The sequence below is a fragment of the Sporofaciens sp. St.21A7 genome (genome assembly GCF_059728535.1).
The window spans coordinates 3,715,562-3,731,547 of sequence record NZ_BAAGFN010000001.1; the positions used below are offsets into that span (position 1 = coordinate 3,715,562).

At 48.3% G+C, this 15,986-nt stretch carries 10 protein-coding genes and 3 rRNA genes; all 13 read right to left on the minus strand.

Going from position 1 to position 15,986, the window contains the following annotated elements; all coding sequences use genetic code 11:
• Window positions 1-85 precede the first annotated feature (85 nt).
• The 13 genes from AC6I3O_RS18510 to hisF all read right to left on the minus strand — a co-directional run bounded on the left by AC6I3O_RS18510 (window position 86) and on the right by hisF (window position 15,915).
• Window positions 86-856: an ABC transporter ATP-binding protein gene (locus AC6I3O_RS18510; protein WP_497852111.1), complete on the minus strand. Its 771-nt coding sequence runs from the start codon at window positions 854-856 to the stop codon at window positions 86-88.
• On the minus strand, window positions 857-1,918 hold the full coding sequence (locus tag AC6I3O_RS18515; RefSeq protein WP_497852112.1) for an ABC transporter permease: 1,062 nt from the start codon (window positions 1,916-1,918) through the stop codon (window positions 857-859).
• 432 nt (window positions 1,919-2,350) lie between these two features.
• Window positions 2,351-3,046: a hypothetical protein gene (locus AC6I3O_RS18520; RefSeq protein WP_497852113.1), complete on the minus strand. Its 696-nt coding sequence runs from the start codon at window positions 3,044-3,046 to the stop codon at window positions 2,351-2,353.
• A 113-nt stretch (window positions 3,047-3,159) separates the two neighbouring features.
• Complete coding sequence (locus AC6I3O_RS18525; RefSeq protein WP_497852114.1) at window positions 3,160-4,305, minus strand: aldo/keto reductase; 1,146 nt, start codon at window positions 4,303-4,305, stop codon at window positions 3,160-3,162.
• 44 nt (window positions 4,306-4,349) lie between these two features.
• On the minus strand, window positions 4,350-5,684 hold the full coding sequence (locus AC6I3O_RS18530; protein ID WP_497852115.1) for a sensor histidine kinase: 1,335 nt from the start codon (window positions 5,682-5,684) through the stop codon (window positions 4,350-4,352).
• 60 nt (window positions 5,685-5,744) lie between these two features.
• A complete protein-coding gene (locus AC6I3O_RS18535; protein WP_497852116.1) occupies window positions 5,745-6,458 on the minus strand; it encodes a LytR/AlgR family response regulator transcription factor in 714 nt (237 codons plus the stop codon).
• 212 nt (window positions 6,459-6,670) lie between these two features.
• Window positions 6,671-9,556, minus strand: a 23S ribosomal RNA gene (locus AC6I3O_RS18540).
• A 332-nt stretch (window positions 9,557-9,888) separates the two neighbouring features.
• Window positions 9,889-10,006, minus strand: a 5S ribosomal RNA gene (gene rrf, locus AC6I3O_RS18545).
• A 114-nt stretch (window positions 10,007-10,120) separates the two neighbouring features.
• A 16S ribosomal RNA gene (locus AC6I3O_RS18550) occupies window positions 10,121-11,651 on the minus strand.
• Together the 16S, 23S and 5S rRNA genes form the textbook arrangement of a ribosomal RNA operon.
• Window positions 11,652-12,280: 629 nt before the next feature.
• Window positions 12,281-12,877: an HD domain-containing protein gene (locus AC6I3O_RS18555; protein WP_497852117.1), complete on the minus strand. Its 597-nt coding sequence runs from the start codon at window positions 12,875-12,877 to the stop codon at window positions 12,281-12,283.
• A 49-nt stretch (window positions 12,878-12,926) separates the two neighbouring features.
• The gene (gene lpdA, locus AC6I3O_RS18560; protein ID WP_497852118.1) at window positions 12,927-14,351 is read right to left on the minus strand and encodes a dihydrolipoyl dehydrogenase; all 1,425 of its coding nucleotides are present in this window, start codon (window positions 14,349-14,351) and stop codon (window positions 12,927-12,929) included.
• A gap of 101 nt (window positions 14,352-14,452) precedes the next feature.
• A complete protein-coding gene (locus AC6I3O_RS18565) occupies window positions 14,453-15,121 on the minus strand; it encodes a uracil-DNA glycosylase (RefSeq protein WP_497852119.1) in 669 nt (222 codons plus the stop codon).
• A 32-nt stretch (window positions 15,122-15,153) separates the two neighbouring features.
• Complete coding sequence (hisF, locus tag AC6I3O_RS18570; RefSeq protein ID WP_497852120.1) at window positions 15,154-15,915, minus strand: imidazole glycerol phosphate synthase subunit HisF; 762 nt, start codon at window positions 15,913-15,915, stop codon at window positions 15,154-15,156.
• Window positions 15,916-15,986 lie beyond the last annotated feature (71 nt).

The window sequence follows — 15,986 nt, forward strand, 5'->3', positions numbered from 1 at the left end:
TCTCCTTTTTTCTTAAAATATTTATCCATAAAAATCATTGCGGAAACATTATTCCGTGTTGATTTACTGGAACAAAAAGATAAAATTACCCTCTTCCGCCGAAATGCAGGCGGTTCAGAATCTCATTCCGGTACTCAACAAATGCCGCCGAAGAACGGTCTCTCGGGTATCCTTCGGTAATCTTGATATCCGCCACTACGCGTCCCGGGTTTGCGTCCATGACAATGACACGGGTTCCCATGTAGACCGCCTCATCCACATCATGAGTCACCATGAGCGCAAGCTGTCCTTTTGCCTGCCAGATTTTCAAAATCTCATCCTGCATATTCATACGTGTAAATGCATCCAGCGCCCCCAGCGGCTCGTCCAGAAGCAGGATATCCGGCTCATTAATCAGCGAACGCATCAGTGCAACCCTCTGTGCCATACCGCCGGACAGCTGCCCCGGGTAATCATTGCGGAACGCTTCCAGTCCAATGACCTTCAAGAGACGTTCCACCTTATCTTCATTTCCTTTTAACTTTCCCTGCATCTTCAGACTGAACGCTATATTTTTTTCAACCGTAAGCCATGGAAATAATGTAGACTTCTGGAACATCATGCCTCTTTCCGGAGACGGTTCCGTAATCTCCTTCCCGTCTACGGTCAGTTTCCCGGTAGTCGGCGTAATCAGGCCTGCGACCAGGCGGAGAATGGTGGACTTTCCACAGCCGGAAGGGCCTACCAGACTGACGAACTCACCGCTTTCCAGAGTTAAATCAATCTCGTTCAGCGCGTGGGTAACTTCGTCATTCTCTACTTTTGCAAAACTCTTCGATACATTCTTAATCTCTAACGTAACCTTCTTCTCTGCCATCTATTTCACAACTCCATTCTGCCATCTTAATACACGCTTCTTGATTAGATCTAACGCCTTCGTAACGATTGTAAATATAAAACAGATTACAAACAGCGCTGCGAACATCTTATCATAAGCCGCCCATGATTTTGCCCAGTTCATGTACCATCCAAGCCCTGCTTTTACACCCATCATCTCGGCAATCATGATTGCCACGCATGCGGAACTCATGGCCTGGGTACAGCCCTGAAGAATGGAGGGCATCGCATGAGGAATCGCAACCCGGAACACCAACTGCCTTGAATTCGCTCCCAGCGTCCTTGCGGCATCGAAAAAGTCCTTGTCCACATTGGATATCCCTGTCATGGATGCAACTGTCACGGCAAACCATGACCCCAATGCAATGATGAACACCGCTCCTTTAAACAGGGACGTTGCAACTACCATTACGATCGGAATCCAGGTGGAAGTCGGGATAGGTCCCAGAAATTTGATGACAGGGTTGACCCAGTAACGCACTCGCTCTGAGTATCCGCAGGTGATTCCCGTGACCAGGCCAAGGGCAATCCCGATGAAATATCCAAGGAACAGAAGACGCAGCGTATGCAATGTACATTCCAACAGGTATGCACGGTCAATCCATGCGATATTGATAATGTAGTTCATACACGGAACAAACGGCTGTGTCAGGATACCTGTTTTCAGCGTCAGATAATCATAGCCTGCAAGCAGTAAGAACAACGCTGAAAAAAGCGGCGCCCGATAGCGGAGCGTGTCCAGCCCGGTTTTGTCTCCCCTCAGTTTTTTCGCCACAGAAAAGAGAAAGTAAATCAGATATGCGCCAATTAATACGGCAAGAAACCCCACATATGTATACGGATGATCGTTGGGGCTTCCGTTTGGAACCATCCAATATTCCAAAACTGCCACTGCGCCGCAGAACAACGGCAGAATCATAATAATCCAATCCAAAACCTTCTGCCATGTAGTCTTTTCTTTTTCCTCCAATTCACGAAGCTGCTGTCTCGTTAGGTTGGCAAGCTGAGTGCTGTCCACATAATCTTTTTGTTTTTTTGACATAATTTTCTCCTAAACTGCATAAAATTACCTGCCACATATTACAGTATATGATGGCGTCCAAGAGATACTTTAGCATAAAATTCTGCAAAAGTTAAATTGATAATTATAATCAATATCTATATTTATTTATAATATCTATTACAACACATGGCTTTCATAAATCCATAGCAAACTATCTATATCCAGATAAAACATATCACTGAATAAAACTGTTTCAGCTTATCCTCCTTCCTCCTTTATTCAATAGCTTACTATATAAAATTCCCCGCTCTTTTCAGTAAATGATGTAATAATACGAGACTCATCTAAAATACAACACAAACAGGGTTGTCAGAAAACGCACGCTCATTACGCTCATTTCCTGACAACCCTGTTCAGTCTCTCCCCCTATATCTTTATCACTTAATTCCGCTCTCCCCGATTGCTTATATATCACTCTTCTGAATCTATATCTCCCATAAATGCATTGATGAATTCATCCGTAAGATGCACTTTCCACTTGCCGCCTTCCTCATATGCCGTCACCGTAACATGTACCGTCCTCATTTCTTCTGTCTCATCGATGAACCGAATCAAATCGTCGTCACACTCATTTATGGCAATCGAAAGATTCTTTACCAGAGGAACAACGCCAAATCCTGCGTCATTCACAGCGTCCTCCATGACCCACATCGTATAACGCTCTATAGCCTCCCCTATATCCTTATTCGTCAGCGTCAGCTCAAGCGTAGCTTTCCTGCCTCCTTCTTTCTCCTCGGCCTTGCCAATCTCCCATGTCAGCCCTTCCACGGTCTTTTCTGCAAACCTATGCTTTTCTTCGTACCGTTTGCTCCCAAATATACGTGGCTGCAATAAATCCTGAAAAACTTTATACTCCTTTTCCACCCAAAAACCAATAAAATTCCAGCTCATTCCCTCGTAATTGTCCGTATATGCATTAAAGGTTTCCAAGTCCAATTCCTTGATCGATTGCATCACAGATTCAACCGCTTCCTGCGGGGAATCCGTCCCTAAAGCCTTCGTCCTTCCCGCACAGGCAGTAACAAGAACCATAGCCGCAAGAATTGCATAGATTCCCTTCCCACGGCTCCTTCCCATATAGTTTTTGCAGTTTCTGAATAATTTCATGTCTGGCCCTCCATTTCTCCTTGTTCTGCTTACATCCTATAAACATACAGGAATATTTGCAACCCACAAGGCAGAAATCGACGGCCAGATGGCACAAAAAGACGGTCAGCACACTATCCAAATAATTCTTTCGTTTTCTGCATCCTCTCTGCAATCGGCACATGGAACGGACATCTGTCCTCACAGCCTTTACATCCGATGCAGTCGGATGCATTTGCCAAAAGCTCCCCATAGTGGGCGCGTACCGTTCCTGGAATCTCTTCCTGCATCACAGCAAGGTCATATAATTTATTCACCATCGCAATATCAATCTTAGACGGGCAAGGCGCGCAATGACCGCAATAGGTACACTGGCCCGTGGCAAATGCATGGCTAGGCGCCGCCGCAAGGACACTGGCATAATCCTTGTCCTGTTCCGAAGCCGTCTCATATGCCACGGCTTCGTCTACATGCCGGGGATTGTCGAATCCCACCATCACAGAAGCCACCGCCGGACGGGTCAGCGCATAGTGGAGGCACTGTACCGGCGTCAGCGCCACCCCAAAAGGCGAAGTCTTTGCATGGAACAAGCGTCCTCCTGCATATCCTTTCATGACTGTGATTCCCACTTGCTTCTGCTCACAGAGTTTATACAGTTCCTCCCGCTCCGGGGCGATTCCCCCAAGATTTTCATCATATTTTTCTGCAAAATACTCCTCTAAGTCCGTCACAGGCGGCATCATGTCAAATGCCGGATTAATGCTGAACAGAATCATCTCAATCTCGCCATCTTCCGCCGCCATCCTGGCAGTCTCAGGGTTATGGGTGCTCATGCCGATGTGGCGAATCTTCCCTTCTGCTTTCAACTGCCTTACATAATCCATAAATTCACCCTTCACTACCCGATCGAACTCTTCTGCAGTATCAATAAAATGAATCATTCCCAAGTCTATATAGTCCGTTTGAAGACGCGCCAGCAAATCTTCAAAAGCCGGCTTCACTTTCATCAAATCCCTTGACCGGACATATTGGCCGTTTTCCCAGATAGAACCAATATGTCCCTGAATCATCCATTTTTCCCGCCGGCCTTTCAGCGCAAGGCCAATATTAGAGCGGACGTTCGGCTCGGACATCCAACAGTCCAGAATATTAATCCCCTCTTTCTCACAAGCGTCAACGACTGCCTTTACCTCTTCCGTATTGTGGCGTTCCAGCCATTCTCCGCCAAGCCCGATTTCACTGACCCTTAAACCTGTCTTCCCTAACTCTCTGAATCTCATAGTTTATCCTCTCTTTCTTTTTATGTAAAAATCCCACTCATTCCCTAAGAAGCGTGATTTTTGACCAGCTTTTTTTTAACTCCCGGTATCACGGCAGAAAAATAAAACCACCCGTCCCGGCATTCCAGAAAACTCGTCCCATGGTTTTTCTCAATCACGTTGTTAATATTTAACATTCCAAATCCGTGACTGTTCTTATCCTCCTTTGTAGTACGAATCCGCTTACCCTTGACTGTAACCGGCTCTTTCACCGGATTGCGCACGGAGAGGGTTAACTCCCCGTCTTCCAGCATCATTTTAAATTGTATCAGCCGATTCCTATCCAGCTTCTCACAAGCTTCAATTGCATTGTCCAGCAGGTTCACAAGCAGCGTGACAATCTCTTCCCTGCCCATCGTTAGCCCGGACAAATCATTCACTGCCATTACCAGAGTAATTCCTTTCTCCTGAGCATGCAGGTATTTCTGATTCAACACAGTGTTCACTACCGGATGATTCGTATTGACAGAATCCTCACCTTTTCGGATACTCCCATTCAATTCTTCGATGTAACAAATCGCTTCTTCTGTAAGTCCGTCTTTCAACATGCCTTGAATACATCCCAGCTGATTCTTATAATCATGCAGATACCGGCGATAGCGCATATCATTTTTCTGAATATTCTCCACCATCTCTATCTGGTTCTGCATCCGAATCTGTGTGACCTGTACTCTGCGTATCTTTGCTTCTTTCTCAAGGATATTTCCGATAAAATAGAAAATCAAGACGTTAAGAATACTATATCCGGCTGCTACCACTACGACGCCTGCCTTATCCAGCGAATCCGTATACCAAACCGTTATGCTCAAAAGCGTTGACACGACAAGGCTCAACACCGGAAGCCATGCAAAACGGCGTAAGCCTGTTTCTTCCCATCCTTCCGACCAGCCTTTGCATCTATGGTGAAAAAGCAGGGAAAGGCACAAAAACAGAATACCGCAGAAATAATCCGATATTCCCTGTAATGTTTTGTAATGCTGGGGCATGGCATATACAACTGAAACTGCCAGTAGATTCAGTGTCCAGTATATTGCACACCAGAATACAGTAAAGAGGAAGGTTTTTCCGATTCCTGCTTGATAAAAAATCTGGATGATTACACCGAGGATTATCATTACTCGAATTGGCTGTAACAGATAGCCTGGAGCTTCTGTAAATGAAATCACCAAGAATCCTGCCATAAATGCAAAGGTAGGTAGTTGTTCCGCAACAAATGCCACAGCTGCAGGACATACCATCCCATCTGTCCGTCGTTTCCGTGACAGCAATGTTCCAAAGAAATGGCTACAGTTGATTCCATTCAGGAAACTAAGCGCAAGGCATCTCATAATTCTTTCCATCCACATCGTTCCTATCCATCCTCTTTATAGATTCTGCTTCTATATATGATTCGAGCTTTGCTACATCGCTCCCTTATATGCAACAAAGGATTCACGGGCTTTTGTAAACCTGAGACGTGACACCGGGAATTCATCCCCGCTGTCCATCACGGCAATGTAATTGCTAATTCTTTTCACATGCTTCATGTTTACAAGGAAACTTTTATGTATCCTAAGAAATCCATATCTTTCTAACTTAATTTCAATTTGATCAAGTTTGCCGTACAACTGATAGGTCACGTTTTCCCTCTCCATGCAGGAAAATATGCATTTATGCTTCCGGCTCTCTACGTAGAGGATATTGTCCGTATACAACGTCCTGTCGCCTTCCAGAAAGGGAAACGTGATCTCCCGAAACTGCATCTTCTGAATGATTGCATCCATGCACTCCTTTATCTGTACATCAAGGGCATCCTTCATGATGTAACGGACAGCCCCTACTTTATAGCCTTCCAGCACATAATTGATAAATGCAGTCACAAGTACAATACAAGTATCAGACTGAAAGCTGCGCATCTCCTGAGCCGTCTGGATACCGTCTATTTCTTCCATATTGATATCCAGGAACACGATATCATATTTCACAAGATTGTCCCTTTCTGAAAGAAATTCCTTACCGGATGAGAATAAATCTATGGATGCATTGAGATTATGCGTTTCAAGATATTCCAAAAGCAGGGCTTGAATTCTGTCCCTATCATATTTTTCGTCATCACAGATTGCAATCCTAAGCACCCAATCCCTTCTTTCTATATTAGACTAACGATATCATAGAATTCCTTTGCACGGGTCTGCGCATAAAAAATTCATGTAAAGCAAAAAAGTGACTGAATCCTATCAATCACTTTTTTTCTGACATATTATATTATGTACCCTCAAAACTGCATACAAGAAATCTTAACTAAACTTTCTCTTATCATCCATCTTTTTCTTATACCTATCCACCTTTGGTCATGCCCTCGACCGATTAGTTGCGGTCAGCTCCATACATTACTGCACTTCCACCTCCGCCCTATCTACCTTGTCGTCTTCAAGGGGTCTTACTGCTCTACGCAGGGATATCTCATCTTGAGGGGGGCTTCACGCTTAGATGCCTTCAGCGTTTATCCCCTCCCGGCTTGGCTACTCTGCCATGGCCTTGATTAGCCAACAGATCCACCAGCGGCCAGTCCATCCCGGTCCTCTCGTACTAAGGACAGCTCCTCTCAAATATCCTTCGCCCGCGCCGGATAGGGACCGAACTGTCTCACGACGTTCTGAACCCAGCTCGCGTACCGCTTTAATGGGCGAACAGCCCAACCCTTGGGACCTACTTCAGCCCCAGGATGCGATGAGCCGACATCGAGGTGCCAAACCACTCCGTCGATGTGAACTCTTGGGAGTGATAAGCCTGTTATCCCCAGGGTAGCTTTTATCCGTTGAGCGATGGCAATCCCACTTTCTACCACCGGATCACTAAGTCCTACTTTCGTACCTGCCCCACCCGTCGGTGTCGCAGTCAAGCTCCCTTCTGCCTTTGCGCTCTCCGAATGGTTTCCAACCATTCTGAGGGAACCTTTGAGCGCCTCCGATACCCTTTCGGAGGCGACCGCCCCAGTCAAACTCCCCACCTGACATTGTCCCCCAGCCGGGTCACGGCTGTTGGTTAGAAATCCAATACTGCAAGGGTGGTATCCCAACAGCGGCTCCATGGCAACTGGCGTCACCACTTCCTTGCCTCCCGCCTATCCTGTACATGCAATACCGAATCCCAGTATCAAGCTGGAGTAAAGCTCCATGGGGTCTTTCCGTCCTGGCGCGGGTAACCAGCATCTTCACTGGTACTTCAATTTCACCGGGTGCATTGTCGAGACAGTGCCCAAATCATTACGCCTTTCGTGCGGGTCGGAACTTACCCGACAAGGAATTTCGCTACCTTAGGACCGTTATAGTTACGGCCGCCGTTTACTGGGGCTTCAATTCAAGGCTTCGCTTTCGCTAACCTCTCCTCTTAACCTTCCAGCACCGGGCAGGCGTCAGCCCGTATACTTCACCTTTCGGTTTCGCACAGACCTGTGTTTTTGCTAAACAGTTGCTTGGGCCTATTCTCTGCGGCCAGGTCTCCCTGGCACCCCTTCTCCCGAAGTTACGGGGTCATTTTGCCGAGTTCCTTGACAATGCTTCTCCCGTCGGCCTTAGGATTCTCTCCTCATCCACCTGTGTCGGTTTACGGTACGGGCACAACCCAAACAATAGCGGCTTTTCTTGACACATGGCTCACATGCTTCCCTACTCTTACTTCGGTCCGCATCACGTCTTCGGGTTGATATACGGATTTGCCAGTATACCCCCTACCTCGCTTGCACCGGTCTCTTCATTCCCGGCTCATGCTTTCCACGTGTGTCCCCACAGTTCTGTTGGATTGTGGTACAGGAATTTCAACCTGTTATCCATCGACTACGCATCTCTGCCTCGCCTTAGGCCCCGACTTCCCCAGGGCAGATCAGCTTTACCCTGGAATCCTTGGATATTCGGCCGGAAGGATTCCCACCTTCCTCTCGCTACTCATTCCGGCATTCTCTCTTCGATACCGTCCACAGCTCCTTCCGGTACTGCTTCTTCCAGTATCCAATGCTCCTCTACCAATCATTTCTGATTCCTAAGCTTCGGCAGTGTGTTTCAGCCCCGGACATTTTCGGCGCAGGACCTCTCGACTAGTGAGCTATTACGCACTCTTTGAATGTATGGCTGCTTCTAAGCCAACATCCTAGTTGTCTCTGAAATCCCACATCCTTTTCCACTTAACACACATTTTGGGGCCTTAGCTGTAGGTCTGGGCTCTTTCCCTTTTGACTACCCAACTTATCTCGTGCAGTCTGACTCCCATACACCATCTTGGCGGCATTCGGAGTTTGATATTCTTCGGTAAGCTTTGACGCCCCCTAGGAAATTCAGTGCTCTACCTCCGCTAGACTTGTATGAGGCTAGCCCTAAAGCTATTTCGAGGAGAACCAGCTATCTCCGGGTTCGATTGGAATTTCTCCCCTATCCACACCTCATCCCCACCCTTTTCAACGGATGTGGGTTCGGACCTCCATTGCCTTTTACGGCAGCTTCATCCTGGACATGGATAGGTCACCCGGTTTCGGGTCTGCTCCGACTGACTCTGGCCCTGTTAAGACTTGGTTTCCCTTCGGCTCCACCCCTTCGGGGCTTAACCTCGCCAGCCGGCGCAACTCGCCGGACCGTTCTACAAAAAGTACGCGGTTCATCTCATACGGATGTTCCACAGCTTGTAAACATATGGTTTCAGGTTCTGTTTCACTCCCCTCCCGGGGTTCTTTTCACCGTTCCTTCACAGTACTATGCGCTATCGGTCACTAAGGAGTATTTAGCCTTACGGGGTGGTCCCCGCATCTTCCCACAAGGTTCCACGTGTCTCGTGGTACTCTGGATTCCGCCATGTCATCCGTCTTTTCGCTTACGGGGCTTTCACCCTCTCTGGCTGGCTTTCCCAAAACCATTCTGCTAAGACTTCTGAATCAAATTTGCGGTCCGAACCCCGGGATGCACGCATCCCGGTTTGGGCTCTTCCCATTTCGCTCGCCGCTACTTTGGGAATCGATATTTCTTTCTCTTCCTCCGGCTACTTAGATGTTTCAGTTCACCGGGTTCCCTTCCTTAACTTATGGATTGGGTTAAGGATACTTGAGGTTCCCTCAAGTGGGTTTCCCCATTCAGACATCTCCGGATCGTAGGATATTTGCTCCTCCCCGAAGCTTTTCGCAGCTTATCACGTCTTTCATCGGCTCTTAGTGCCAAGGCATCCACCATACGCTCTTTCTAGCATGACCAACTGACTTGCGGAAACGGGATGTCCCGTAAGTCCTCACCGATATAGCGTTATCGGCGTTGGTTTCATAGGTTGTTTTTTTGATTCGTTTTCTCGAATTGGATGTAATCATCATTACATAACCAGATGTTACTCTGCTAATAACAATTACCTCGGATGTCTTGATTAAGATATTTCTCTTATCATATTTCTTGTATGCGGTTTTCAAGGTACATGTTGACTGAATGCTTTCTTGCTTTTACGCTTTATCAGTCATTAGAAACTTAGATGCTTCCCATCCAAACCTCTAATCACTGGTAAAACTAATTATCAGAATAACTTTTAACTTTTTAAGTCTGGCGGCCACCTGCTCTTCCACACCGTCTCCAGTGCAGTACCATCGGCCGCTTAGGGCTTAACCATCGTGTTCGGGATGGGTACGGGTGTGTCCCCCAAGCGCATCGCCACCAGACATCGCCATCTAGACTTTTGACAGCCTTGACAACTAAACAATAGACAACATTTCCCTTACTTCTTCTTCCGTTTTAGTTGGATTGCTCCAGACGGAAGAAGTCTTTTTCCTTAGAAAGGAGGTGATCCAGCCGCACCTTCCGATACGGCTACCTTGTTACGACTTCACCCCAGTTATCGGTCCCACCTTCGACGGCTCCTCCCTTTCGGTTAGGTCACCGGCTTCGGGCGTTACTGACTCCCATGGTGTGACGGGCGGTGTGTACAAGACCCGGGAACGTATTCACCGCGACATTCTGATTCGCGATTACTAGCGATTCCAGCTTCATGTAGTCGAGTTGCAGACTACAATCCGAACTGAGACGTTATTTTTGGGATTCGCTTGCACTCACATGTTCGCTTCCCTTTGTTTACGCCATTGTAGCACGTGTGTAGCCCTGGTCATAAGGGGCATGATGATTTGACGTCATCCCCACCTTCCTCCAGGTTATCCCTGGCAGTCTCTCCAGAGTGCCCATCCTAAATGCTGGCTACTGAAGATAAGGGTTGCGCTCGTTGCGGGACTTAACCCAACATCTCACGACACGAGCTGACGACAACCATGCACCACCTGTCTCCTCTGTCCCGAAGGAAAGGCAACATTACTTGCCGGTCAGAGGGATGTCAAGATCAGGTAAGGTTCTTCGCGTTGCTTCGAATTAAACCACATGCTCCACCGCTTGTGCGGGTCCCCGTCAATTCCTTTGAGTTTCATTCTTGCGAACGTACTCCCCAGGTGGACTACTTATTGCGTTGGCTGCGGCACCGAATGGCTTTGCCACCCGACACCTAGTAGTCATCGTTTACGGCGTGGACTACCAGGGTATCTAATCCTGTTTGCTCCCCACGCTTTCGAGCCTCAACGTCAGTCATCGTCCAGCAGGCCGCCTTCGCCACTGGTGTTCCTCCTAATATCTACGCATTTCACCGCTACACTAGGAATTCCGCCTGCCTCTCCGACACTCTAGCCTTACAGTTCCAAATGCAGTCCCGGGGTTGAGCCCCGGGCTTTCACATCTGGCTTGCAGGACCGTCTACGCTCCCTTTACACCCAGTAAATCCGGATAACGCTTGCCCCCTACGTATTACCGCGGCTGCTGGCACGTAGTTAGCCGGGGCTTCTTAGTCAGGTACCGTCATTTTCTTCCCTGCTGATAGAGCTTTACATACCGAAATACTTCATCGCTCACGCGGCGTCGCTGCATCAGGGTTTCCCCCATTGTGCAATATTCCCCACTGCTGCCTCCCGTAGGAGTCTGGGCCGTGTCTCAGTCCCAATGTGGCCGGTCACCCTCTCAGGTCGGCTACTGATCGTCGGCTTGGTGAGCCGTTACCTCACCAACTACCTAATCAGACGCGGGCCCATCTTACACCACCGGAGTTTTTACCTCAGAACCATGCGGTTCCGCGGTCTTATGCGGTATTAGCAGTCATTTCTAACTGTTATCCCCCTGTGTAAGGCAGGTTGCCCACGCGTTACTCACCCGTCCGCCGCTCAGTCACAATTATCTTCATCCGAAGAATCCAATCAAAGCGCTTCGCTCGACTTGCATGTGTTAGGCACGCCGCCAGCGTTCATCCTGAGCCAGGATCAAACTCTCGTAATAAAGACTTGGGTTCGGTCTTTCACGAACCTTAGTCGTATTACGCTTCACAATACTTAGCGAGGTCTCCCACGAGCTTAGTATTGCGAAGCATCTTTTAGACGCTTCACAGTTCTTAGCGAGGTTTCTCACGAGCTTAGAACTGTCGAAGCATCCTTAAAATAATCAAGTTTAATCTCGGTCAAGAAAAATGCTCGCTTTTTCTTTTCCCGTTATTACTGTTTATAAGGTTGGTCTTGAATTTCCAAATCCATTCAGCCTAGCCAAATTTCTTCGTCCATTCAATTCCACGTTCTGAAATTTTCTCTCAAGAAATTTTCAGGGTTGTTGTCTATTGTTTAATTATCAAGGTTCTTTCCTGTTGTCGTCTCTCGCGACAGCTAGATTAGAATATCACATCTTTCGTCGCTTGTCAACAACTTTTTTCAAGTTTCTTCAAACTTTTTTTCGCTGTCATGTTTTGTATTTCGTTGCTCATCTGACAGCTCAATCAGATTACCATATCTGTCATATCTTGTCAACAACTTTTTTGCACTTTTTCGATTTTTTTCGACAAAAGAAAGATAGGAGCTCAGCCTGCCCTTAATTAGGATGTATCTATCACAGGCCGGAATCTCCATCTCCTTCCCCTCTTAATCCTTCGTAAGCCTCCCCTTGTCCACATTCGGAGCAATAAACTTCTGGTACGCATATTCCCACAAAGCCTTAGACCCCTCTGCCGTGTTCTTGTTACGTCCCATAACCTGGCTCAACCGAATCCCATGCTCCTCCCAGCTCTTGCCGTCCGTCGCTGCGTTCAGCATCAACGGCTGGATATGGTCCATGGCATGGGCGAACTTCGCCTCTGCCGTCTCTCCTGCCTCAAACTCATCCCACAACCCGCGCATCTTCTCCCCCTGTTCTTCCGGGAGAATCCCGAAGATTCGGTCTGCCGCTGCAAGTTCCCGTACCCGTTTCGTTTTCTTTCCCTCTTCGTCATAAGCATATGTATCCCCAGCGTCAATCTCCACCAAATCATGAATCAGAAGCATGGTTACTGTTTTTAGCACATCAATCTTCTCATTAGAATACTCGCTTAGAAGAATCGTCATGATTGCCATATGCCACGCATGTTCCGCATCATTCTCTTTCCTTTGTGCATCCGTCAGATACGTCTGCCTTCCAATAAATTTTTCTTTGTCAATCTCCCGAAAAAACTCAAATTGTTTGTCTATCCTGCTGTCTTCCATCGTTCCCTCCGTACCACGATTCTCTATCTCAAAACTACAAAACCAACATTTACCTGCCCCTTAGCGCCCTGCTATTTTCTATCGCACAGGAAATCGCCTCATTATAAGTGGGATGTGCCCGCATCGCATACATCAACTGTGAAGAAGTAAGCCCATTTGCAATCGCCGTCGCCAGCTCCCCAATCATATCCGTCGCCCGCGGACACATCAACTGCGCCCCCAGAATCACATCGCTGTCCGCCGCAAATAAAATCTTAATTACCCCTCTCTCTTCCTTAGAGATAATTGACTGCCCGTTCCCGTCCATCACATATCTGCCGCATCGTATCGGTACGCCTTTCTTTCTGGCTTCTTCCTCCGTAAGCCCCACCGATGCAATCTCTGGATCTGTATACAGACAGCTCGGCACGATAGAAATCGGTACGAACAGACAGCTCGGCACCATCTCAACGATAACGGACGCCGGGACGTCATTCATCCTCTCCACCACATAGGTCGCCTGCGCCGACGCCACATGTGCAAGCTGAATCCCGCCTATTACGTCTCCCACCGCATAGATTCCCGGAATGTTCGTGGCAAAGAAATCATCCACCACAATACGCCCGTTTTCCATTCGGATCGGCACATCCGCATCGAAGAGTCCTTCCGTATTCGCCGTCCTTCCCACGGATACCAGCACGGCGTCCACTTCCGCCTCCTGGTTCTTCCCATGGCAGACATAGCGGCAGCTCAGACTATCCGTCTTCTTCGCCACCTCTTCTAAAATACTCTCTTTATGAATCACGATTCCCCTGTCAGTCAAAATCTCTTCCAACGTATCCGAGAATTCCCTGTCCATATTCGGGAGCAGACGGTCAGACACCTCCACAATGGTCACTTCCCCGCCAAGGGCATTGAATACCGTTGCCAACTCAATTCCTATCACACCGCCCCCAAGAATCAGAAGCCGGCGGTAGCGGCTCTCATTGGACGTCAACAGCTCCTCGCTGGTCATCACTCCCGGCAGGTCCATTCCCGGGATGTCCACCATCCGGGCTTTGGCGCCTGTAGCAATCAGAATATATTTTCCCGTGAAATACTCTGTCTCGCCGTCTTCCCGGGCAACCCGTACTCTCCGGTCATTCTGAATCGTGGCAATTCCCCGCACGGACACGATTCCCAGCTCCTCAAACTCCTGCTCAAGCTCTTTTTTCATTCTTGCCGCAGACAAATCCTTATATTCGTAAATCTTTTGCAGGTCGAACCCTACTTCCTTGGCATATAATCCAAACTTCCCGCACTCCGTCATATCACGGTACAGCGTTGCCGTATGAATCAACGCCTTTGTTGGGATGCAGCCACGATTGATACAGGTTCCTCCCACATCCCCCTTGTCAATAATGACAACCGACATCCCTAATTTTGCCGCTTTCTTCGCCGCCACATATCCGCCCGGCCCTGCGCCGATAATGATAAGCTCATACTGCTTCCCCATTGTCTTCCTCCTGAATACTTATCTTTCTGAAGCCTTATCTTCCTGAATACTTATCTTCCTGAAGCCTAAACCCTCTCCTAAGACGCCGCTTTCCTGTCCGTCTAGTCAATCTGCCAGTCCACTGGCTCTACTCCATGAGCCTCCAAAAAAGCATTTGCCTGACTGAACGGTCTGCTTCCGAAAAATCCCCTCTGAGCCGAAAACGGGCTGGGATGGGGAGACTTTAATATCAAATGATTCGGATTCGTCAGCATCTTTGCCTTCCGCTGTGCCGGCGAACCCCACAAGATAAATACAATGGGGCGGTCTTGACGACTACACGCCGCAATCGCCGCGTCCGTGAATTCTTCCCAGCCAATCCCCTGATGAGAGTTCGCCTGATGTGCCCGCACAGTCAGCACCGTATTCAACATCAGCACGCCTTGCTCGGCCCATTTCGTCAGGCATCCGTGATCCGGTATTCTGCATCCCAGGTCATCGTGGAGCTCCTGGTAAATGTTAACCAGAGACGGAGGAACGTTCACCCCTTTTTTCACCGAAAAGCATAATCCATGTGCCTGTCCGTGATTGTGGTAGGGGTCCTGCCCAAGAATCACGGCCTTGACTTTATGTAGCGGAGTCAGATGGAACGCATTGAAAATGTCGTCCGCAGGCGGAAAAATCAGCCTTGTCTTATACTCCTGATTTACGGTTGCAAATAGTTGTTTATAATAAGGCTTGTGAAATTCTGCTTCCAGAGCTTCCAGCCAGTCATTGTTGATTGCCGCCATATTCTCTCCCTCATTTTTGCCTATCTCTTAAATCACAAACGCACCGCTACGCCCTTCGTGCGCAGATACTCCTTCACTTCCCTGATTTCCAGCTCCTTATAATGAAACAAGGACGCCGCCAGCGCCGCGTCTGCCCTTCCTTCCGTTAAGGCTTCATGAAAATGTTCCAGATTCCCGGCGCCGCCCGACGCTATCACAGGAATGGATACGGCGTCCGCAATGGCCCGGGTCAAATCCAAATCGTATCCGGCTTTGGTGCCGTCGCAGTCCATACTGGTAAGGAGAATCTCTCCTGCCCCTAAACGTTCCACCTTTGCCGCCCACTCCAATGCGTCGATGCCCACGTCAATACGTCCGCCGTTTTTGAAAATGTTCCAACCGCTCCCATCTGCCCGCCGCTTTGCATCAATCGCTACCACCACGCACTGGCTGCCGAATTTGTCCGCAGCATCGCTGATAAGCTTTGGCGTATTAATTGCAGAAGAATTGATGGAAATCTTGTCCGCCCCTTCTCTCAACAATGCCTTAAAATCATCCACCGTCCGGATTCCGCCTCCTACCGTAAACGGGATGAACACCGTCTCCGCCACCTTGCGTACCATATCCACCACGGTTCCCCGCGCGTCAGAAGAAGCCGTGATATCCAGAAATACCAGCTCATCCGCCCCCGCCTTGTCATACGCCCGTCCGATTTCCACCGGATCTCCTGCGTCTTTCAAATCTACGAAATTCACCCCTTTGACCACACGTCCGCGGTTCACGTCCAGACATGGGATAATTCTTTTTGTATGCATGTTTTATATCTCCCTTCATTTTTTTATGCCCTTGGACATCGCATTCCTGCTCCCATACAGGAAATAATTAC

Excerpts from the sequence above, each read along its gene's own strand:
- AC6I3O_RS18525 (WP_497852114.1), bottom strand. The coding sequence starts at position 4,305 with ATGAGATTCAGAGAGTTAGGGAAGACAGGTTTAAGGGTCAGTGAAATC.
- AC6I3O_RS18510 (WP_497852111.1), bottom strand. The coding sequence starts at position 856 with ATGGCAGAGAAGAAGGTTACGTTAGAGATTAAGAATGTATCGAAGAGT.
- AC6I3O_RS18565 (WP_497852119.1), bottom strand. The coding sequence starts at position 15,121 with ATGGCGGCAATCAACAATGACTGGCTGGAAGCTCTGGAAGCAGAATTT.
- AC6I3O_RS18515 (WP_497852112.1), bottom strand. The coding sequence starts at position 1,918 with ATGTCAAAAAAACAAAAAGATTATGTGGACAGCACTCAGCTTGCCAAC.
- AC6I3O_RS18520 (WP_497852113.1), bottom strand. The coding sequence starts at position 3,046 with ATGAAATTATTCAGAAACTGCAAAAACTATATGGGAAGGAGCCGTGGG.
- hisF (WP_497852120.1), bottom strand. The coding sequence starts at position 15,915 with ATGCATACAAAAAGAATTATCCCATGTCTGGACGTGAACCGCGGACGT.
- AC6I3O_RS18555 (WP_497852117.1), bottom strand. The coding sequence starts at position 12,877 with ATGGAAGACAGCAGGATAGACAAACAATTTGAGTTTTTTCGGGAGATT.
- AC6I3O_RS18530 (WP_497852115.1), bottom strand. The coding sequence starts at position 5,684 with ATGGAAAGAATTATGAGATGCCTTGCGCTTAGTTTCCTGAATGGAATC.
- lpdA (WP_497852118.1), bottom strand. The coding sequence starts at position 14,351 with ATGGGGAAGCAGTATGAGCTTATCATTATCGGCGCAGGGCCGGGCGGA.